A 21,035-nucleotide genomic window follows, 5' to 3' on the forward strand; every position below is an offset into this window, starting at 1 on the left:
CTATGAAAAATTAGTAAATAAGCTCATATCATACCATAAATATTGTATTTTCACTTCGACTCCTAGCGTTTTGCCTAACTTTTCCACTAGCGATTTTTATTAACAATAGGTAATTTGGTTACTGCTATCCGTAAATCATCGCAGGTTCGCCCTGCCCTGGAGGACTCCTGATGCTGACATCACCCCACAAAGAATTTCATGACGCCATTTTGGCCTTTATCCCTAAAAATCGGATATATACTGATCCACTGCGCCTGTTTGCCTACGGCACAGACGCCAGCGTCTACCGCCTTACCCCCAAGCTTGTGGTGGACGTGCTTAATGAAGAAGAAATTATTGAGCTTATGGGCGTGGCGGATCGCATGCGTGTGCCCGTAACCTTTCGCGCGGCAGGCACCAGCCTTTCAGGCCAGGCCGTGACGGATTCCGTGCTGGTACGCATCAGCCAGGGCTGGCGCGACTGGCGCGTGGGTGAGCACGCCGAAAAAATCACGCTTCAGCCCGGCATAATCGGCTCCGGGGCCAACAAAATACTGGCGGAATTCGGCAAAAAAATCGGGCCGGACCCGGCCTCCATCGACAGCTGTTTTATCGGCGGCATTTTTGCCAACAACGCCAGCGGGATGTGCTGCGGAACTTCCGACAACTCATACAAAACAGTACTGTCCACCCGCATGGTCCTGTCAGACGGCACCCTGCTGGACACCGCCGACGCCAAGAGCCGCGCGGCCTTTGCCAGAACGCACGGGCACATCCTTGACGGCCTCGCCGCTCTCAGAAACAAGATCATGAGCGACGCAGCCCTGGCCGACCGCATCCGCCGCAAGTTCAAGATCAAAAACACCACGGGCTACAGCATCAACGCCCTGGTTGATTACGAAGACCCCTTTGAAATCCTGCAACACCTCATGGTGGGTTCTGAAGGCACCCTGGGCTTTATCGCCGAAGTGACCTACCGCACCGTGGAAGAAGCGCCGTTCAAGGCATCGGCCCTCATGCTGCTGCCCACGGTCAAGGATGCCTGTGACCTGGCTTCTGCCGTGGCCACCCTGCCCGTCTCCTCCGCCGAACTTATGGACAGGGCTTCTCTGCGCTCTGTTGAAGGCACGCCGGGCCTGCCCGACGGTCTTGATACCCTTGACGACAACGTCTGCTCCCTGCTGGTGGAGACGCGCGCTTCTACCCAGGAAGAGCTGGACAAAAACATCGCCACCATCAACGCCGCCTTCAAGGACGTAAAATTCGTGCGGCCGCACGCATTTACCGACAAGCCTGAAGAATACACCAAGCTGTGGCTGATCCGTAAGGGTATTCTGGCCTCCGTGGGCGGTATGCGCCCTGTGGGCACCTCCATTGTTATTGAAGACGTGGCCTTTCCCCTTGAGCGCCTGGGCGAAGCCGCCACTGACCTGCAAGCCCTGTTTGCCCGCCACGGGTATACAGTGGCCCCCCTGTTCGGCCATGCCAGGGACGGCAACCTGCATTTCGTTTTCTGGCAGGACTTTGGCTCGCCCACTGAAGTGGCCCGCTATGCTGCCTTTATGGACGATTTCTGCAAGCTTATCACCGAAAAATATGACGGTTCCCTCAAGGCCGAACACGGCACGGGCCGCAACGTGGCCCCCTTTGTCGAGCTCGAATGGGGCGCGGCCGCCTACAGCATCATGAAATCCGTCAAGGACCTGCTGGACCCCAAGAGCATTCTCAACCCCGGCGTGCTTATAAATCCCGATCCGCAGGGGCACATCAAGAACCTCAAGCCCCTGCATCCGGCTGACGAGCTTGTGGACAAGTGTATGGAGTGCGGTTTTTGCGAATCGGTCTGTCCGTCCCGCAATCTCACCCTTACCCCGCGCCAGCGCATCACGGCCTACCGCGAAATATGCCGCCTGCGTGAGGTTGCCCCTGGCGGCAAGGAACTCAAAAACCTTGAAAAGCAGTACGACTATATGGGCAACGCCACCTGCGCAACCGACAGCCTGTGCCGCCCCCGCTGCCCCGCTGGAGTGGATACCGGCGTCTTCATCAAGAGCCTGCGCAAAAGAGAGGCTGGCAACCTGAGCAAAAAAGTCGCCAACAGCATTGCCGACCACTTTGCCGGAACCTGCCGGGCCATGTCCTTTGCGCTCAACAGTGTGGACAAGCTGCACCGCGCCCTGGGCACCACCTTTATGGAAAACGGCTCCAGACTGCTGCGCTGCGTCACCTTCAACAAGGCTCCTCTCTGGAACAGGGACATGCCCAAGGGCGGCAGCAAGATACGCCTGCCTGAAACCCACAGCGCCAATCCCAAAAGAGTGGTGTACTTTCCAAGCTGCATAGCCCGCAACATGGGCCCCGGCGAAGAGCACACCGATCGCCGCACTGAGCCGGAAGCGGTCATCAGTGTTCTGCTCAAGGGCGGTTACGATGTCATTCTGCCCAAGGATATGGACAAGCTCTGCTGCGGCATGGCCTTTGCCAGCAAGGGGCTTGTCGACGCCGCCCACAAAAAGGAAAAGGAACTGGAGGCCGCCCTGAAGGAGGCCAGCAACAACGGGCAATACCCCGTGCTTTGCGAAACCAGCCCCTGCCTGCTGCACATGAAGCAAACCCTTGATCCGTCGCTGACCTTGATGGAGCCCATCGAGTTCATTCTTGAAAAGATGGATGGCTGCCTCAAGTTCACCAAGCTGCCCAAAACCATCGCCCTGCACGCCACCTGCTCGGTGCGCAAAATGGGCCTTGAGGGCAAACTTGAAAAGCTCGCCAAAATGTGCGCCGAAAACGTCATCGTTCCGGACGGCATCAATTGCTGCGGCTGGGCGGGCGACCGGGGCTTTACACACCCGGAACTCAATGAATCCGCGCTCAAGAGCCTGCGCATGCAGGTCAGCACGTGCGAGGTCGGGTACTCCTCAAGCCGTACATGCCAGATCGGCCTTTCGCTGCACGGCGGCATTCCCTACTATTCCATCGTCTTCCTGGTAGATGAGGCCAGCGCGTAAGCGCAACAGGCCACATAAGGCAAACAATATAAAAACGTCACAGGGACCGCCGCCAAACGCAGCGGTCCCTGTGACGTTTTTCGGGCCTTTTTAGCGAACCCTGGGCACGGTCAGCAGGAAAGTTACTCCGACGGCATCGGGGCCGCCCGCAAAGGCCCGCCAACGGCGGCGGCCAACAGATAACGGCCAGTGCCCCTGTTGTTGCACGGGGCTTTACTTTGCCACCCAATCACGTATGGTGCCGGGGACGTAACAGCCCGCGAAGATCATTCGCTGTCCGGCGTCCCGGCTTGCCGGGTTGCCGCAAGGGCCGGATGCCGGAAATAGCGGATGTGCGGATACTTTTTTAACCATATAATTTACTGTTATTTTATATGGTTATAAAAAAATATAAAAAAATTCCACACAACCCCTTTTCAACCCGCCAGCATGTCTTATTTCTATGCCGGTGCGGGGCCGGATTGGACAGTCTGTTCAACATGGCTTGTTACGCGCAATATTTCCAGCGTGTACGCTATTTTGCGTCCACAGCTGTGTCCCTGAGGGACGATAATAACATTTCCGGGAGGATCTGACGTCATGAAGCTGAAACCCCTCAACGACCGTGTTCTGGTCAAACGCCTTGAATCCGAAGAAAAGACCGCCGGTGGCCTGTTCATCCCTGATACGGCTAAAGAAAAGCCTTCCAAGGGTCAGGTTGTGGCTGTGGGTCCCGGCAAGGTAGGGGATAATGGCGAGCGCACCCCTCTGGCCGTCAAGGCTGGCGATGAAGTGCTGTTCAACAAGTACGCCGGTACTGAAGTGAAGCTTGACGGCGTTGACCATTTGGTCATGCGCGAAGAAGACATTCTCGCCATCATCGACTAACTCCCACCTTTGCCGAATTACCACTAGGAGGAAATGTCCCAATGTCTGCTAAAGAAATTTTTTTTGATGTTAAAGCCCGTGAAAAACTTTCCCGTGGCGTGGATAAGCTTGCCAATGCCGTCAAGGTCACCCTTGGCCCCAAAGGCCGCAACGTGGTCATTGAAAAGTCGTTTGGCGCTCCCGTCATCACCAAGGACGGCGTGACGGTTGCCAAGGAAATCGAACTGTCCGACAAGTTTGAAAACATGGGCGCTCAGCTCGTCAAGGAAGTGGCCTCCAAAACTTCCGATGCCGCTGGCGACGGTACCACCACCGCCACCATTCTGGCTCAGGCCATTTACCGCGAAGGCATCAAGCTTGTGGCCGCTGGCCGCAACCCCATGGCCATCAAGCGCGGCATCGACAAGGCTGTTGAAGGCCTGATCGCCGAACTGGCCAATCTTGCCAAGCCTACCCGCGACCAGAAAGAAATCGCCCAGATCGGCACCATTTCCGCCAACTCCGACACCACCATCGGCAACATCATTGCTGAAGCCATGTCCAAAGTGGGCAAGGAAGGCGTCATCACCGTTGAAGAAGCCAAGGGCCTCGAAACCACCATGGACGTGGTGGAAGGCATGCGCTTTGACCGCGGCTACCTTTCCCCCTATTTCGTGACCAATCCCGAAAAGATGGTTTGCGAAATGGACAATCCCTACATCCTCTGCACGGAAAAGAAAATCTCCAGCATGAAAGACATGCTGCCCGTGCTTGAGCAGGTTGCCAAGGTGAACCGTCCGCTCATGATCATCGCTGAAGACGTGGAAGGCGAAGCCCTGGCCACCCTGGTGGTCAACAAGCTGCGCGGCGCCCTCCAGGTTGTTGCCGTGAAGGCTCCTGGCTTTGGTGATCGCCGCAAGGCCATGCTTCAGGACATCGCCGTGCTGACCGGCGGCCAGGTGGCTTCCGACGACACCGGCTCCAAGCTTGAAAACATGAGCCTGGCCGAACTTGGCACCGCCAAGCGCATCGTCATCGACAAGGAAAACACCACTGTTGTTGACGGCGCTGGCAAGAGCGAAGACATCAAGGCCCGCGTGAAGCAGATCCGCGCCCAGATCGAAGACAGCACCTCTGACTATGACCGCGAAAAGCTGCAGGAACGCCTTGCCAAGCTGGTGGGCGGCGTGGCCGTGGTGCATGTGGGCGCTGCCACTGAAGTGGAAATGAAGGAAAAGAAAGACCGCGTTGAAGACGCCCTCAATGCCACCCGCGCTGCCGTGGAAGAAGGCATTGTGCCTGGCGGCGGTACCGCCCTCATCCGCGTGGCCAAGATTCTTTGCGACATCAAGCCCGCTGACGACGATGAACTGGCTGGCGTGAACATCATCCGCCGCGCCATTGAAGAACCCCTGCGCCAGATCGCCCACAATGCCGGATTTGAAGGCTCCATCGTGGTCGAAAGGGTGCGTGAAGGCAAGGACGGCTTCGGTTTCAACGCCGCCACCGGCGACTACGAAGACCTCATCAAGGCTGGCGTCATCGACCCCAAAAAGGTCACCCGTACGGCTCTGCAGAATGCCGCTTCCGTGGCTTCCCTGCTGCTGACCACCGAATGCGCCATTGCCGAAAAGCCCGAACCCAAGAAAGATGCTGCCATGCCTGACATGGGCGGCATGGGTGGAATGGGCGGCATGGGCGGCATGTACTAAGCCAGCCCGGCGCTTCCCGATTTGTAGAATGACAAAGCCCCCGCGCAAGCGGGGGCTTTTTTGCACCAGAGGTATTTTTATGATCCGCTACGGCTTTGCCTGCAAAACCATTGGCCTGCCCGGGGCGGCGCAAAGCAGCCTTACCCTGTCGCGCGCAAGCCGTGACAATCTCCTGGCCGTCAGCCGCAACAATCTGGGCGCGCTGGCAACCATGCTGCGCTATTGCCGCAGTGAGTCCCTTGCGCTCATGCGCATCAGCTCCGACTGTATCCCGCTGGCTTCGCATGAGGCGATTGATTTTGACTGGCAGGCCGAATTGCGGCCGGAGTTTGAAAACCTGGCCGCCCTTGCGCGCCAAAGTGGCGTGCGCCTTTCTATGCATCCCGGCCAGTACACGGTGCTCAACTCCCCTCGTGAGGATGTGGTGCGTAAGGCCGTGGCCGACCTTGCCTACCACGCGTCCTTTCTCGACGCTCTGCAAACCGGCCCTGAGTGCCGCATAATCCTGCACCTTGGCGGGGGCTATGGCGACAAAACCGCCGCGTTACAAAGGCTGCGCGACAATCTGTCTGCTTTGCCCGATGGTATCCTGCAACGACTGGCTCTGGAAAATGACGAGCGCATCTACACCATTGAAGATGTTCTGGCAGTGTGTCGAGACTTTGAACTGCCTGCCATTTTTGACGTCTTTCATCATGAGTTGAACCCGCCCCCGCACGGCGACATGCAGCACTGGCTTGACCGCGCAGGGGCCACCTGGAGCGCACGCAGCGGACGCCAGAAAATCCATTATTCGCAACAGCTCGCGGGCGGCAAACCGGGCATGCACTCCCTCACCATCGCCATGCGCCCCTTTATGCAGCTGCACAGCCTGCTTGAAAAGCGCGAGCTGGATGTCATGCTGGAGGTTAAGGACAAAAATCTCTCTGTGGTCAAATGCGCAAACCTGGCCCAGCCGTGCCTGCCGCGCAAAAACCTCACGGAAGAGTGGGCCCGCTACAAATATCTTGTGCTGGAACGCAGCCCGAGCGCATATACCGCCATACGCCGGTTGCTCAAAAATGAGAATCCGGCAGCGGAAGCGTTTTACGCGCTTCTCGAAGATGCCCTTACCTGCGACCTTGAGCCAGGCAAGGCCAGAAACGCCGCTGAGCACGTTTGGGGCTATGTAAGCAAAAAGGCGACGCCCGGCGAATCAGCCCGTATGCTCGACGACCTTGAACTTCTGGGCAATGATCTTGCGCCGCTGCCCCGCATCAAGCGCAAGATATTGGCTCTGGCGACGAGCAACGGCGAAGGATACCTGTTGCGCAGCCTCTATTTTTATTTGAACTGACTTAAACTCCCCTTTGAAAATGCATCTTCGCAAAGGTTGAAGATGCCCGCCTGGGCGTTTGCCACTACAAGAAATGCGCGCGTAACCCGCGCCCCCGCACCTTCATGGCGAGCGCCGTGTCACGCGGCCGCCAGAGTTCGTTCACAGCGAAATTCCCCGGCGTCTGCCGTTGCCGGAAAGAGCCGCCGGGCCAACAAACCCGGAAGCAGTTGCCGCATCCAGGGCAAAAAACGCTACAACGGCCCGAAACCAGACTGGTTTCGGGCCGTTGCGCTGTCCAGGCTCTAAAGCCCGCAAGGTATGTTGTTGCTAATCTTTTATCGAACGGGCGGCTTCAAGGGCCTTGGCCTGTTCCTCAAAGTTCTGGAAGCCGGCATGGTGCAGGGCGTCCAGCACGGTATCATCCCAGTTCCATGTGGCGTAGATCACAGGCTTGTGGAAGGTGGAGCGGAAGCTTTGCAGCTCCGACCGGTAGAAGTCTTCCTTGGGAGTGTCAAGATGCTCGCGGAACTGCTCGTGGCGGCGCTGCAACTCCCCTTCGTACCATTCCTGGATATCCTGCGGATTTTTGTATTTCTTGAGGATATGCCCGTAACCGGCCTTTTCCATAAGCGTCGCCAGACGCTGGTGGTGCTGCTGGCCGAGCCACTTGCCAAGATCGGAAGTGGGGATTTTTTCCTCTTCCACAGCGGCGATGTCGAACACGGTCTGGTAATAGGTGTCAGGCACCACCGAGGCGGACGTAATGCCCGCAATGGCAACCAGACCGCGCAGGATAAGGCTGTTGGACACGCCCTGACCGCAGAAGCCCACCTTCTTGCCGTATTTGAGGCCGGTGAAGATGCTCACCAGAATGGCCCAGACAACGGCGGGATCCTCTTCATCATAAATGTGCGCAAGGCGCGCATTATCGCGGTCGGTAGCCAGCACCATCTGTGTCATGTCATTGGAGCCGATGGAGAAACCGTCGAACTCCGAAATGAACTGCTTGGCCAGAATGGCGTTGGAAGGCAACTCGGACATGAGGATAATCTTGAGGCCGTCCTGGCCGCTCTTGAGCTTGTGTACCTGCTCCAGGTAGCTGCGCATGGAGCGGGCTTCTTCAAGGGTGCGCACAAAGGGCAGCATCATCCGCAGATTGGAGCCGCCGTATACGCCTCGCGCCAGCTTGAAGGACTCAATTTCCCAGTCATGGATGTTACGCGAAACGCCGCGATAGCCGAGCATGGGGTTGTCTTCAAAATGTTCGAAGAGGTTGCCGCCAAGCAGGTTGCGGTATTCGTTGCTCTTGAAGTCCGTCGTGCGGTAGGTGATGGGCTTGCCGTAGAAGGCCATGGCAAAGAGCGCCAGGTTCTGTGCAAGGGTTTGCACATAATGCTCCTTGCCGGTACGGAAGCCGCGAGCCTTGATGATGCTGTGGATTTTTGCCGGCAGGTTGCGCACATCGTCCATCTCTTTCTTGAGGCCGGAGCGCAGCCCCACCTCTTCACGCAGGTGGGCGATGTTGGCCATAAGGCGCGTCACGCCCGGCAGGTCCTGGATGCGCTTCACATGGGCTTCGACGCTGGCCTCAATTTCGGCAATGCGCTTGCCGGACTCGGGGTCATTGCTGTTTTGCAGGGCAAGTTCGTCGTCGTAGCCCATAATAATGCGCACATGGTCAGCCAGGTCGGGCGAGGTTTTAAGAACTTCGATACGGCGTGAGGCCATCTCCATGTGCTGGTCGATCTTGTGGTCCAGTTCGCGCATTTTGCGGTGCTGCAACAGCACGTCTTCGGCATTGAGATTTTTGCCGGAGTCGGCCAGGGCAGCCAGTTCGGCGGCAAGGCCTGTGACCTCGCCCACGTGTTCGCGCAGATTAAGATTAAAGACGATGAGCCCGGCGGACATCTGCTCGCGCAGGACCTTGGAAAGGCGGTCTTCCAGCTCCTTCAGCTTGGCATGCACCACCCCCTCAAGCTCGCCCTTGTCAAAGGCTTCCAGGGCTTGCGGGTGGATACTGATGTTGCCAAGCATGAATTCCGCGCGCAACAGGCCCACTTCAAACTGGTCGAAATTGCGCAGACGGGAAAGAAAGAGCGCCTGACCCACGTCGGCAAGCACAAGACCGACCTTGGTCTTGGTGGCAGGCAGCTTGGCCACGTCCATTTCGCCGCCAACCTCGTGCAGCGGCAACAGGCCGCGGTACACACGTCCGCGTGTGCCGTCAACCGTGATCTCGGCGCCGTCCAGGGCGCGCAGCACGTCAAGGCGCTGAATACCGATAACGGCGGCAATGCCAAGCTCACGCGAGGTGATGGCGGCGTGGCTTGTGTCGCCGCCCACATCGGCCATAATGGCGGAGGCCACGCGCATTCCCGGCACCATGTCCGGGTCGGTGCGCTCGGCGGCAAGCACGTCGCCCTTGGCTATCTTGTTCAGTTCCAGGGCCGAACGCAAAAAGCGCACCGTGCCCTGACCCGCCCCGCGTGAAGCCCCATTGCCCTCAACCAGCACTTCGGCTTCAGCGGCGGCCTTGGGATCAACTTCACGGCGACGCATGAAGATGGTCGTGGGGTGCATTTCCAGGTCTTCATTCCAGCGGGTTTCAGGCCGCGCCTGCACGAACCAGAGCTTGTCGTTGGCGTCAATGCAGAATTCCGTGTCCATGATCATGCCGTCGTAAGCCTTGCTTACGGCGCGCACGCCCTGGGCCACACGCTCTGCCTGGCTGAGCGAAAGCGCCCAGCGCAACGCCTCAAGCTCGGGCACTTCAACTTCCTTGGTGCCGCCCCTTTCGTCATAAACGATCTTCATATCCTTGCAGCCCATCTGACGGATGACAACCTCGCCGCCGTCGTCGCGCTGGAAGACATAAAGTTTGTCGGGCGTAACCTTGCCGCCCACCACGGCCTCACCAAGGCCGTAGCTGGCGTCAATGCTCACCAGATCCCTGCGGCTGGTGCCGCGGCATCCGGTTGCAGTGTCAGCGGAAAATGCCGTACCGGAAATGACGGGGTTGATCATCTGCATCATGCACACAGAAAGAGACGTGTGCTCGATGGCCCACTCTTTCTTGGCGCTTTCAGCAATGGACTCATCACCCGTTTCCTCGGCCTTGGCCAGCGCGTCCAGAATAGCCTCACGGCGATAGGTCATGGAGCGCAGGTTGTAGGCTGATGCACAGTCCCAGTGGTACGCTTCAACGACCTTGTCTTCGCCCACCATGTTCAGATAGGTGTCCTGAAGGCCGGCAAAAGCTTTTTTGCGCGAATCTTCGCCAGCGGCGGAAGAACGCACGGCCACAGGGGTCATGTCGTCGGAATTGTCCTGGCAGATCTCGCGGTAAGCCCCGCGCACGGCCTCACTGACCTCGGCGGGAACCTCCACGGAAAGAATGGCCGCCTGAACAATGACAGAGCGCTTGCGCAACTGGTCAATGCCCTCGGGAGAGGTGGCAAAGCCTTCAACGATATTATTGATAAAGGTACGCAGTTTGGTATGCGACTGCTCGCCTTCGGCCTTGGCGGCCTGATTAATCTGCTTGCCGAGCTGGCGCACAAATTTTTGCAGAAAGTCCGGGTCCTGGTTGATTTCGGGGTCGTTCCAGTCAATGCGTCCGTATTCACGGTCCACAACACTGCGTACCACGCGCCCGTTCACCTTGGTTTCATCCAGAAGCTGGTGAAAGGCCAGAGAGGATATGGCGCGAAAATAAGGCGCCTGAATGCCCTCGATCTGGCTGATTAACGCCGTGTTATAGTTTTTACCACCAACAAGCAATTCCGCTTCGGGTCCAAGCTGCACAATGTCGGCGCCGGTAAGCACCAGTTTTTTCTGAATGGCTTCAGGGGTATGCCCCTTGGCCTTGTTCTGCGCAGGTTTGGCGGCGGTACTCTTACCCATGTCTTCCTCCGGTTTGGGAAACAGAAGCATTGCAACCTAGGAAATTGTATATCGGCATCAGCAAACTGTCTACAAATTACCGCATGGCAGAAGGCCCTTCGGCGGTTAGGGCAGAATTACTGATGAGCCGGCGCATCGGGGTTGCCGGCATTAGCGGATTTGGCTTCCGGAAGACAACCCTCCGGAAGCCAAAAAGCGTCAATGTCGTGTCACCTAACTGACTTTTGAACCACAATAGGGGCAGAAGGTGATATTTTCCATGGGAATGGGCTGCCCGCAGGCTTCATTGGCGCACACACGCGGCACAGGGCCGAGCTCCACAATGAGTTCGCCCTCGCGCACAGAAACCATTTGCTTGCTTTCTTTGAAATCAGCGGTTTTCAGCACACGTTTGACCATGCCGTCCACAGGGGCGAGCACGGCTTTTTCCTGCTTCATGATGGACACGTTGAACAGTTCCTCGCCAGCCTTGACCACATCGCCGGGGTGCACATACATGACCCAGAGATCTCCATTGCTTGGCGCGGCCACATGGTACTGGTTGGAAGGATCGGCCATAAGAGCGCCCTTGGCGGCAGCCCCCACGTGTTGACGCACCTGCACCTCGCTGCTCATGAACTCGGAATCCAGCACATAGCGGCAGATGGATATCCCGGTCTCATTGGGCGAGGAGATGCTCAACAACTGGAGGTGATGCGGCTTGCCGCTGCTGTCATTGAAGTACAGGTCCTGACCTGCCTTCAACCCCTCAAACCACACGTGCAGGGGCAGGTTGTTGGGATCGCCGAACCTGGCCTTGAACTGTATGGTCTTGAGGGCGTCCGCCGGGTGATTGAGGTAGAGCACAAATTCTTCATCATTGGGCTTGCGCTTCAGAATGTCGGCGCAGGCCTTTTCTTCCGCAGACAGGTTTATATCCGTCAGCGATTCCAGAGGCGAAGCCTCGGTGCGGCTGGCAATGGCGTTTTTCCACTCCGCGCCGAAAGCGCTCATGTAGACCCAGTCCGCGGGGAAGCCCAGGGGCAGCTTGCCGAACTTGCCGAGCAGAAGATTGCGGAAGGCATCGTTGCAGTCACGGTAGATGTGCAGGCGGGCCTTCCGCATTTCCTGGGACAATTCTTCTTCGGGCGTGCGCGTCACTTCCGCAAGCACCTGAAGCAGGTAGCGCACTTCGTCTTCGCCGCCGCGCTTCCAGGCCCCGGTTACGGCCAGGAACGCCGTGTTCCAGGTAATCTGCGAACCGGGCGTCACGTCATGATACCGCACGATCTGGCGCGTGCTTTCAAGGAATTTGAGCATGTAGGGCAACAGGTGAATGTACCCCTGCTTCATGGCCCCTTCCTGCGAGGAAGAAGTGGCCCCGCCGGGCATGCCATGCAGGGTGACGTCATAGTCTATGCCCTGAAAGTACGGCGCGCAGTAGCGGTCATAGTACGGCATGATCTGCTTGCAGACGAAGTTGGCGTCACGGATGGCGCCCTTGTCCAGATGACACTTGAGCCCAAGTTCGTCCTCAATATAGGCCATGGTGGCCAGCACGTCGCCCTGGCCGTACGAACGCACGGCTGAACCCAGGCCCACATCTATAATATGGGCTCCGGCCTTGGCCGCCGCGCCGCAGGCGGGCACAAAAAGGCCGTCGGTGTAGTGGCGGTGATAGTGCAGCACAAGTTCGGGCCAGGCTTTGCGTATGGCCGTGACCAGTTCCGTCATGAAGCGCGGCGGGCATACTCCGGCCATGTCCTTGAGGCCCAGAATGATGTGCCGTGAAGCTTCCTTGGGGTCCACGCCCATGACGCTGCCAACCATGCGCATCATGGCTTCCGTGACGCCAAGGTAGTGCGGCACGTCAAAGCCCTTGGCCCAGGACATGGAAATGGCGGGCTCAAAAATGACGTCATTGCGGTTAAGAACCACTTCGGCCATGGGCCGCATGTTTTCAATATGGTTCAGGAAGTCAAAGCAGCGGATGATCTGGTAATGGTCGCAGATCATTTCCCCGGTCTTGAGCATGAGGTTGCGGGGCTGCGGCGTATACCCGAGCACGTTGGTGGAGCGCACCAGCAGCTGCTTCATGGTCTTGGGGGCAAAGCGGTTCCACTCCTTCGCCTCGGTGAAGGGGTACGTCATATTGGCCAGCATGGCCACGTGGAAGTGCGCGCCGCCGCCATTTTCGATGGAGAAATACCCCACGTTGTCCAGATACGGGCCAATGAGCCTGTCTTCGGCAAGACGGAAGCGGTTGCCGGAGTTGGACTGGGTGAAATCGCGCGGTGTGGTGTCGGTAAAATGCACCTTCCCGGAATCACGGATGTAATCCAGGGTGGCCAGACGGTCGCCCTGCGGATAGGGCGAAGGCTGCCGCCGCTGCGCCGAAGTGATGGCGGGCATTACCGGCTCAAAGGGGCCAAGACAAGGCGTGGTATCAGAGCGGTATTCCCCAAGCTGCACATAGGGATTGTAGCCCTTGGCGGATATTTCTGCCACCAGCTTGGACAGGCGTTCGCCCTCGGGAGCAAGGTCGGTATAAACCATGAGCTCCGGATGATCGGCGATAAAGTTGGTGTTGATGTTGCCCTGGCGGAACAGGGGATTCTTTATGACCTGACGGTAGAAAGGAATGGTGGTCTTGATGCCGCCGATGACATATTCGCTGAGCGCGCGCTCCATAATGCCAAGGGTCTTTTCCCAGTCATGGGCATAGGAAATGAGCAGAGCGCCAGCCGAGTCGTAGTTGGCAGGAAACTCGTACCCGGCGCTGATGTTGGAGTCCAGCCGGACGCCGGGGCCGCCGGGCGACACGTAGCGCGAAATAAGACCGGAATTGGGTGTGAAGTTGTCCTGTGGGTTCTCGCAGTTGATGCGCACCTGCATGGCGCAGTACGAAGGACGCAGATTTTCTTCGCGGTAGCGCAGTTCCGCGCCAAAGGCCACGGCGATCTGCTCTTCAACCAGGTCGATGCCGTAGCGGCATTCGGTGATGCCGTGCTCCACCTGAAGCCGGGTATTGACCTCAATAAGATAGGGCGTGCCGTCGGGCGTGACCAGAAACTCCACCGTTGCGAGGCTATGATAGCCCACCGCGCGCACCAGACGGCGCGAGTAGTCCTTGAGCCGCTCGCGCAGGTTGCGCGAAAGCCCCGGCCAGGGCGAGGGCGTTATCTCAATGAGCTTCTGGTGGTTGCGCTGCACGGTACAGTCGCGTTCATCAAATGCAAAGACATTACCGTACATATCGGCAATGACCTGGATTTCAATGTGCCGCACGTCAGCAAGGAATTTTTCCACAAACAGGCGCGGGTTGCCAAAAGAAGCCTGAGCCATGGTAGAAGCCTTGAAAAAAGCGTCCTCAAGCTCGGCTTCATTGTGAATGGCAAAAATACCGCGACCGCCGCCGCCGCCTTCAGCCTTGAGCATGATGGGCAGCCCCATCTCGCTGATGAGCTTTTTGGCAGTGGGAACATCAACTGCGCCGTCCGAACCGGGTACCACGGGAATGCCGAGCTTTCGTGCGACTTCCCGCGCCTGAACCTTGTTGCCGAGCAGGTTCATGGCTTCGGCGGTGGCGCCGATAAAGGTAATGCCCGCTTCCTTGCACCGCGCGGGAAAACGCGTGTCTTCAGAGGCGAATCCCCAGCCTGGATGGATGCCAACGACGCCGCGTTGCTTGGCCTTGGCAATGACTCCGTCTATGTCCAGATAGGCGCGCGGTTCCGCGCCGAGCAGGACCAATTCCTGGGCGGTGGAAGCCGCCGGAGCGGTTTTGTCCACATCAGTGGCGGTCATGGCTGCCACGGCGTCGAACCGTTCCCGGATGGAGCGGCAGATGCGCCTGCCCGGAATACCCCGGTTGGCGACAAGTATTACCTTACCCTTCAAAAAATCTTGCACTTCCGCGAATGTCTTGTTGCCCATGCCTTTTAACCCTTTACTGCTGCTCTGCCGGTTAGCAGAAGGCTTCCGCTGAAAAATTCCTCAAGCCGTCCGTTTTGGTTAAGACAAAGGCCGCCTGCCGGGCTCAAACCCGTCAACCAGCCGCGCACAATGCGCCCATCGTCGCGCAGCTCCACATCTTTTCCACGCCACAGCAAAAGACTGTCGGCGCGCTTTTTCCACTGCCCGGAAAATGAGTGGCAGTCAATATAAGCTGAATGCATGCGCATTACAAGCCGTTGCCATATGGCTTCCGCTGTAGAAATATACCGCCCCCCCGCATGCCCGAAAGCCTCACGCAGACAGGTGGCCTCCATGGCGGCGTCTGCCCGTAACATGGCGGCGGGCGGGGAAAATTCCACGTTGATGCCCATACCCGCCAGCAGTATGCCGCCGCGCTCTTCAAGCAGAATGCCAGCCAGTTTTTTGGGCTGCCCGTCAGTGTCCTCAATAACAATATCATTGGGCCACTTGAGTTGCACGGGCCAGCCCTCGCTCCGCAGGGCTTTTGCCAGTAAAAACGCTGTGGCCGGGGCCGCTGCGGAACCGTCAAAGGGCGGAGTCACAGGCATCCGCATGGCCACATAGACATTGCCCGGCGGCGAATACCAGGAACGCCGCAACTGACCACGCCCGGCAGTCTGGGCGGCGCACTGCACGCTGTCCCACGGCGCAAGCAGGCCATTGGCGGCCATATGCATGGCGGTATCAAGGCAAGAGACCAGATGTCCGAACCGCCAGATGACGGGCGAGCGCGAATCCGGCATTGAACAAGCCCTCTCGCTTCCCTCATGTGGATGACTGTGACATACTGTGACCATGGAACTTTACCTCGTTGGCGGCGCGGTGCGCGACATGCTGGTGGGCCGGACGCCCAAGGAACTGGATTTCGCCTTTGACGGCACTGTGGAAGATTTTCTGCATCTTCATCCTGATGCCCGGCGTGTGGGCAAAAGCGTGCACGTTTGCCTTTGGCGCGGGCGGGAATGCATGCCCCTGCGCGGCAGCAGCCCTGAAAACGACCTCATGGCGCGTGACCTCACGGTCAATGCCCTGGCGCTGGACAGCGCGGGAAGACTGTATGCGCACCCCCAGGCCCTTCACGATCTGCGACAGCGTGTTCTGCGTCCGGCCTCTCCCATTTCTTTTGCCAGTGATCCCACAAGAATCTTCCGACTAGCGCGCTTTGCAGCCGCCTGGCCTGACTGGAGCATCGACAGAAGCGCCTTTGAGCAGATGCGCGCCCTTTCGACAGCGGATCTTGCCGCTCTGCCCGCCGAACGTGTGGGGCGCGAAATCATCAAGGCTCTGGGGGCTCCGGCTCCTGCACGCTTTTTTCGCGTGCTGGCCCAGGGGCAAGCCTTGCGCCCCTGGCTGGCGGAACTGGACGAAGCAAGTCGAATTCCGGCGGGCCCAGAGCAATGGCACAGCAATTCGGTTCTCGGCCACAGCCTGCGTATTATGGACATGGTCGCTGGCGACGCTTTGACGGCCTGGATGGCCCTTTGTCATGATCTGGGAAAAATCCAGACCGATCCCGCCCTGTTGCCGCATCACTACGGCCATGAAAAACGCGGTATTGCCCTGAGCGCGGAACTGGCGCGCCGCCTGCGCCTGCCAGCCCGTTTTGCCAAGGCCGGAGTGCTTGCGGCGGCGGAACATATGAAAGGCGGCATGTACTCAATGCTCCGTCCCGGAACCCGCCGCGACCTGCTCTGGCGGGTTCACGCATCAGGCCTTGACCAGCGCTTCTGGCGTCTGGTGGACGCGGACAGCGGCAGTCCTGTCAGCACTGTGGCTCTTGCGCATCTGGCTGTGCTTCTTGGTTTGCGTCTGCCCGATGCGTGGCGCGACAAAGGGGAAATTTCAGCCCGAAAGCTGCGAGACATGCATTGCCGTGCACTGGCAAAACTCTAGAGCATTTACACTTGAAATGCTCGTGTAACGGCAGGCAAAAGCCCGCCTGCTCGCATTTCGTGGCAAGGATTTTCAGGAAAATCCTTGCAGAGCAGGTAACTCATTTCATTCGTAAACTGCTCTGGGGCAGATTAGAGCATTTTAACTTTGAAAAAGTGTAACTGCTCTAGTATTCAGTAGTACGGATATCCCCAGGGTCACGGCACACTCGCGACAACGTTTTTCCGCACAAACAAGCTGCGCTTGCGCCTTCACCGGCAGGCGTCCGCCCACGAGCCGCAGCTCATATCAAAAAAACACGGCGCAAGCAGGCTCCGCTCCCTTTAACTGCACAAAGCGGCACAGCCCGCGTCCATGTAGCGTTCACAGAGGGCGTCCATGGCCGGGCCATGATCCAGTCCGCTCAGATGCCCCATACCGTGGGCCAGAAGCCGCACGGCGTGCTCAGCCGGGTCCTGCCCGTACAGCAGGCATTCCCTGCGCAGCGTGTCCAGCGAAAGCAGTAAAACTCCGGGAGCGTCCGCTCCGCCGGGAAAGGAAAGAATATTGGTGGGGCCTGAGCAGCCGAGATGGCTGGCATTGGCGCCCGCAATGGCGGCATCGTCCAGCAAAAAAAGCTCCACTTCCGCCGGAACCTGAAGTTCTTCAGCGACACGCAGGGCCGCATCCGGAGACACTTCAAGCATGGCCTCAAGAGCTGTTTTCATCTGACGCCAGTGGAGCGGCGTGAAGGCAGCGCCCTGAGGGTAATGGCAGAAGACGCGAACCCGTCCGCCGCCTTTTGCGCGCGCGAGGAATGAAGAAAACGATGTCACCGTGCGTCGTTGCCCGAAGTTTTTTGCGACGCGCCCTGCCCTGGCTGACCTGTGCGGCCGTCCTGGCCCGATTGTCCCGCTTGGCCTGCCTGCTCTGGCTGGCCCGACTGCCCCGCCTGCGGCCCAGTGGCGGAAAAACCCGAAGTATTGCCGTTTGTGGGCGTATCGGACATCTTTTCAGATTTCACATTTTCCGTACCGCCGTTTTTCGCCCCGCCCTGCGCCGCGGAATAGGGCGCAACAACGGGAACATAAGGAAGCACAGGCATAACCGCAGCCGGGGAAGCAGCGCCGCCGGCCGCGCCCCTGGGTTCCTCGGTGCCAACCCTATTTTCCGACCGGGCTTCAGCTTTGCCATTGGGCTTGCCGTCAGATTTGGCGTCCGGCTTGCCGTCAACCTTGCCCCCGACCTTGCTGGCGACGTCACGGATCTTGGCGTCGGGATAGGCAATGCGCTGGTGAAAAATGCCAGTAAGGATGCGCTGGAAATTCTCGCTGAGATAATGCAGATCCTTGAACGTCAGTTCAGATTCGTCCAGCTGCCCTTCGGAGAAAATCCCCTTGATTATGGCGTCAATATGGCTCTTGATGCGCGCCGGGGTGGGGTCGGTGAGCGTGCGGCTTGAAGCCTCCACCGAGTCGGCCAGCATGAGAATGGCGGCTTCCTTGGTCTGCGGCCTTGGCCCCAGGTAGCTGTAATCGGACTCTCTGGGCTTTTCGCCCATATTGAGGGCTTTCTGGTAGAAATAGCGAATGATGCGCGTACCGTGGTGCTGGCTGATAATATCCACAATATCCTGCCCCAGCTTGTAGCGTTCGGCCAGTTCCGTGCCTTTTTTGACATGGGACAGCAGGATGAGCGCGCTCATGGACGGCGCGAGCTTGTCGTGCTTGTTGGGACCGCCAAACTGGTTTTCGATGAAATATTCGGGATAGGACAGTTTGCCCACGTCATGATAGAGCGCGGCCACCTTGCACAGCAGGCTGTTGGCGCCGATGGCCTTGGCCCCGGCCTCCACCATGTTGGATACCACCAGGGAATGGTGATAGGTGCCGGGCACCGTCACCATGAGCTCCTGCATGAGCGGCTGCTCAAGACTCATGAGTTCCATCAGGCGGAAGCGCGTACTGTAGCCAAAGCTCAGTTCCAGCACGGGGCTGACGGCAAAAAGCAGGATGAGCGACAGCAGGCTGTTGATGGCCACAGCGGCAAGCTGTACAGGCAGTTCGGCCGGGGCCGTCTGCGACAGCAGGGCCGTGCCGAACCAGATGAGCGACTGGCCTATGGTCAGGGGCACGATGCTCCACACCACGTCCTGACGGCTCTGGGCATTGGTCACAAGCCATGTGGCCAGCATGCCCCCAAGAAACTGGAACAGAAAGAAGTAAAAATCTTCCTGAAACATGAGCATGGTGAAGAACGACAGCAACAGCCCCATGGTGCAGTAGCGCCGGGCCGCAAAGACCATGGCCACAAGCCCCACGGCGCCCGCCACGGGAAAGCCCAGGCACAGGGTATTGAGAAAGGTCACGCTGTCCATGCGCAGGCCCAGCACATAAACAATCTTCGCCCCTGCGCCAAAAAGCAGAAGCAGCAGCGAAATCAGCAGCATATCCTTACAGCGCAACGGTGTTCCGGGTTTGCCGCTTGGCGCGACAAAAAAACCGACGCTCAGGACCAGGGAACACAAAAAGGCTCCCATTGCCGTGCCCCAATGCATGGGGTCAGACGCGGATTTATACAGGGTTTGCAGTTTTATCTGCTGCTCGCGGCTGACGCGCTCACCCTTGCGTATCAGCAGTTCACCCTTGAGAATTTGATAGTATACCGGCTCCACCATGCTCATGACGGCGTTACCGCGCTTTTGCGTGGCTTCGCGGTTAAGCGTGAGCGAGGCGGGCACGGTGGCGGAAAGCAGAATATTGATGGCCCGCCGTGACTGCGCGTTCAGGGAGGGAACCTGCCGGACAATGGAGGAAACCTCGGCCAGAAACGATTGCACGTCTGGCAGACTGGTCACTTCGGGGCGCAGGATTTCCGTATTATTATCAAGATTGCGGATGATGACGCCGCTGCGTCCGACCCTGGCCGAACGGATATCGCCCACAAGCCCTTCGGCCATGTGCTCGCGGATGCTGGGCAGCAGTGTTTTCAGCAGATAGGACTGAACCTCGGGATGCGACAGTTCAGGCAGCACTTCATCAGCCACGGGCGGGGTCAGCTCGTCCGCCAGACGTTGCAGGGGGCCCTCATGGGTTTTGTAGTCCACCCCGTTATTCAGGCTGCGCAAAATCTCCACAATGCGGTTTTGAAAAGCCACATAGGGTTCCAGGCTCAGGTCATACACAGGAGGCTGCAAGAACAGCACCTGCTTACGGCGCGCCTTGGTGGCCTGCGTATCTTCCACCAGAATGTCGCGGTCGGCGATAACATCCGAATCCGCCACCTGCCCGGCCACGTAGATCCTGGGCACCACTTCAAAATTGGCCCCGACCAGAAGCGACAGGGCAAAAAAAGTAATGATGAGGGCCGCTAGCCCCCAACCGCAGTGATGCCGCGCCCTCAACGCATGGATGAGCGCCAGGAAGCTAGCTGGCCGTGCCGTCTTTTTCTGCGTTATCATAAGCGTTTACAATGGCTCCCACCAAAGGATGGCGCACAACGTCAGCTTTGCTGAAGCGGTGTACGGCCAAGCCAGGCACATCAGGAAGAATATTCAGCGCATGAATGAGCCCTGAACGCGGACGCTGGCCCCCAGGCTGCATAGGCAGATCAATCTGCGTAATATCGCCGGTGACGACCATCCGCGAGCCAAAACCCATGCGCGTGAGAAACATTTTCATCTGTTCCTGAGTGGTGTTCTGGGCTTCGTCCAAAATTATGAAGGCGTCATTGAGTGTACGCCCCCGCATAAAGGCAAGGGGGGCCACTTCAATGGAGCCAACCTCCATCATGGAAGCTACCTTGGGCTGGGGCATCATATCGTGCAGGGCGTCATAGAGAGGCCTAAGGTAGGGATTGACTTTTTCCGCCAGATCGCCGGGCAGAAAACCCAGACGTTCCCCCGCTTCCACCGCCGGACGGGTAAGCACAATACGTTTGACCTTGTGCTGCTGGAACATGGACAGGGCCATGGCCACAGCCAGATAGGTTTTGCCCGTGCCGGCCGGGCCAACGGCAAAAACCAGCTCATGACGCCGTAAAAGATCAAGATAGGTGCGCTGGGCCACATTGCGGGCTGTGACCGTTTTGCGGGGCGTATTCACAAAAACCGCATCACGAAAAATCTGCGACAGATTCAGCCCAGGGTCTGCCCCGAGCATCTCATACGCGCGCGTAAAGTCCTGCTGGCTCAGAACAAGACCGCCCCGCAGCAATTCATACAGTTGCACAAAAACATTGCACAATACCTGACGAACATCCGCGTCTGGCGATTCGATCAGAATACGGGCCCCACGACTTGTGATGCGCGCCCCGCTGGCGACCGCCAGCAGGTCAAGATGCGCATTGTGTGGCCCAAATAGCTGATTTGCCAGGGTTGAATCGTCAAATTCAACGGTTTCATTCATGGACGATCGTACTGCCATGCTCGCTCTCTAGCCT

The 21,035-nt window shown here is 58.3% G+C and carries 11 protein-coding genes; 5 read left to right on the forward strand and 6 right to left on the reverse strand.

All coding sequences use genetic code 11. The annotated features are described in order from the left end of the window. The first annotated feature begins 170 nt into the window (after positions 1–170). The 4 genes from ACZ5DH_RS07160 to uvsE all read left to right on the forward strand — a co-directional run bounded on the left by ACZ5DH_RS07160 (position 171) and on the right by uvsE (position 6,881). Positions 171–2,987, forward strand: a complete 2,817-nt coding sequence (locus tag ACZ5DH_RS07160; protein ID WP_464256384.1) for an FAD-binding and (Fe-S)-binding domain-containing protein — start codon at positions 171–173, stop codon at positions 2,985–2,987. A 579-nt stretch (positions 2,988–3,566) separates the two neighbouring features. Next, on the forward strand, positions 3,567–3,854 hold the full coding sequence (groES, locus tag ACZ5DH_RS07165; RefSeq protein ID WP_179981316.1) for a co-chaperone GroES: 288 nt from the start codon (positions 3,567–3,569) through the stop codon (positions 3,852–3,854). Positions 3,855–3,895: 41 nt separating this feature from the next. Further along, positions 3,896–5,545 (forward strand): chaperonin GroEL, encoded by a 1,650-nt coding sequence (gene groL, locus ACZ5DH_RS07170; protein WP_291301594.1) that lies wholly within the window; start codon positions 3,896–3,898, stop codon positions 5,543–5,545. A gap of 79 nt (positions 5,546–5,624) precedes the next feature. Continuing rightward, positions 5,625–6,881: a UV DNA damage repair endonuclease UvsE gene (gene uvsE, locus ACZ5DH_RS07175; RefSeq protein ID WP_464256385.1), complete on the forward strand. Its 1,257-nt coding sequence runs from the start codon at positions 5,625–5,627 to the stop codon at positions 6,879–6,881. A 309-nt stretch (positions 6,882–7,190) separates the two neighbouring features. Here uvsE and ACZ5DH_RS07180 read toward each other — a convergent pair whose 3' ends face one another. The 3 genes from ACZ5DH_RS07180 to ACZ5DH_RS07190 all read right to left on the reverse strand — a co-directional run bounded on the left by ACZ5DH_RS07180 (position 7,191) and on the right by ACZ5DH_RS07190 (position 15,466). Beyond that, positions 7,191–10,766, reverse strand: a complete 3,576-nt coding sequence (locus tag ACZ5DH_RS07180; protein WP_464256386.1) for a PEP/pyruvate-binding domain-containing protein — start codon at positions 10,764–10,766, stop codon at positions 7,191–7,193. A 213-nt stretch (positions 10,767–10,979) separates the two neighbouring features. Continuing rightward, the gene (locus ACZ5DH_RS07185; protein ID WP_464256387.1) at positions 10,980–14,681 is read right to left on the reverse strand and encodes a pyruvate carboxylase; all 3,702 of its coding nucleotides are present in this window, start codon (positions 14,679–14,681) and stop codon (positions 10,980–10,982) included. A 5-nt stretch (positions 14,682–14,686) separates the two neighbouring features. After that, the gene (locus ACZ5DH_RS07190; protein ID WP_464256388.1) at positions 14,687–15,466 is read right to left on the reverse strand and encodes a biotin--[acetyl-CoA-carboxylase] ligase; all 780 of its coding nucleotides are present in this window, start codon (positions 15,464–15,466) and stop codon (positions 14,687–14,689) included. Between the two features lie 52 nt (positions 15,467–15,518). On the opposite strand from ACZ5DH_RS07190, the gene ACZ5DH_RS07195 reads away from it, so the two are divergent. Beyond that, positions 15,519–16,616, forward strand: a complete 1,098-nt coding sequence (locus tag ACZ5DH_RS07195; protein WP_464256522.1) for an HD domain-containing protein — start codon at positions 15,519–15,521, stop codon at positions 16,614–16,616. Positions 16,617–16,939: 323 nt separating this feature from the next. On the opposite strand, the gene ybeY is transcribed toward ACZ5DH_RS07195, so the two are convergent. From ybeY to ACZ5DH_RS07210, 3 genes are all read right to left on the reverse strand, one after another. Beyond that, positions 16,940–17,323, reverse strand: coding sequence for an rRNA maturation RNase YbeY (gene ybeY, locus ACZ5DH_RS07200; RefSeq protein WP_464256389.1), 384 nt, complete (start codon positions 17,321–17,323; stop codon positions 16,940–16,942). A gap of 104 nt (positions 17,324–17,427) precedes the next feature. After that, on the reverse strand, positions 17,428–20,055 hold the full coding sequence (locus tag ACZ5DH_RS07205) for an HD family phosphohydrolase (protein ID WP_464256390.1): 2,628 nt from the start codon (positions 20,053–20,055) through the stop codon (positions 17,428–17,430). After that, positions 20,021–21,019 carry a PhoH family protein gene (locus ACZ5DH_RS07210; protein ID WP_464256391.1) on the reverse strand — a complete coding sequence of 333 codons (999 nt, stop codon included), beginning with the start codon at positions 21,017–21,019 and terminating at the stop codon, positions 20,021–20,023. Before ACZ5DH_RS07210 ends, ACZ5DH_RS07205 begins: the two co-directional genes overlap by 35 nt. Positions 21,020–21,035 lie beyond the last annotated feature (16 nt).

The organism is Desulfovibrio simplex (genome assembly GCF_055387835.1).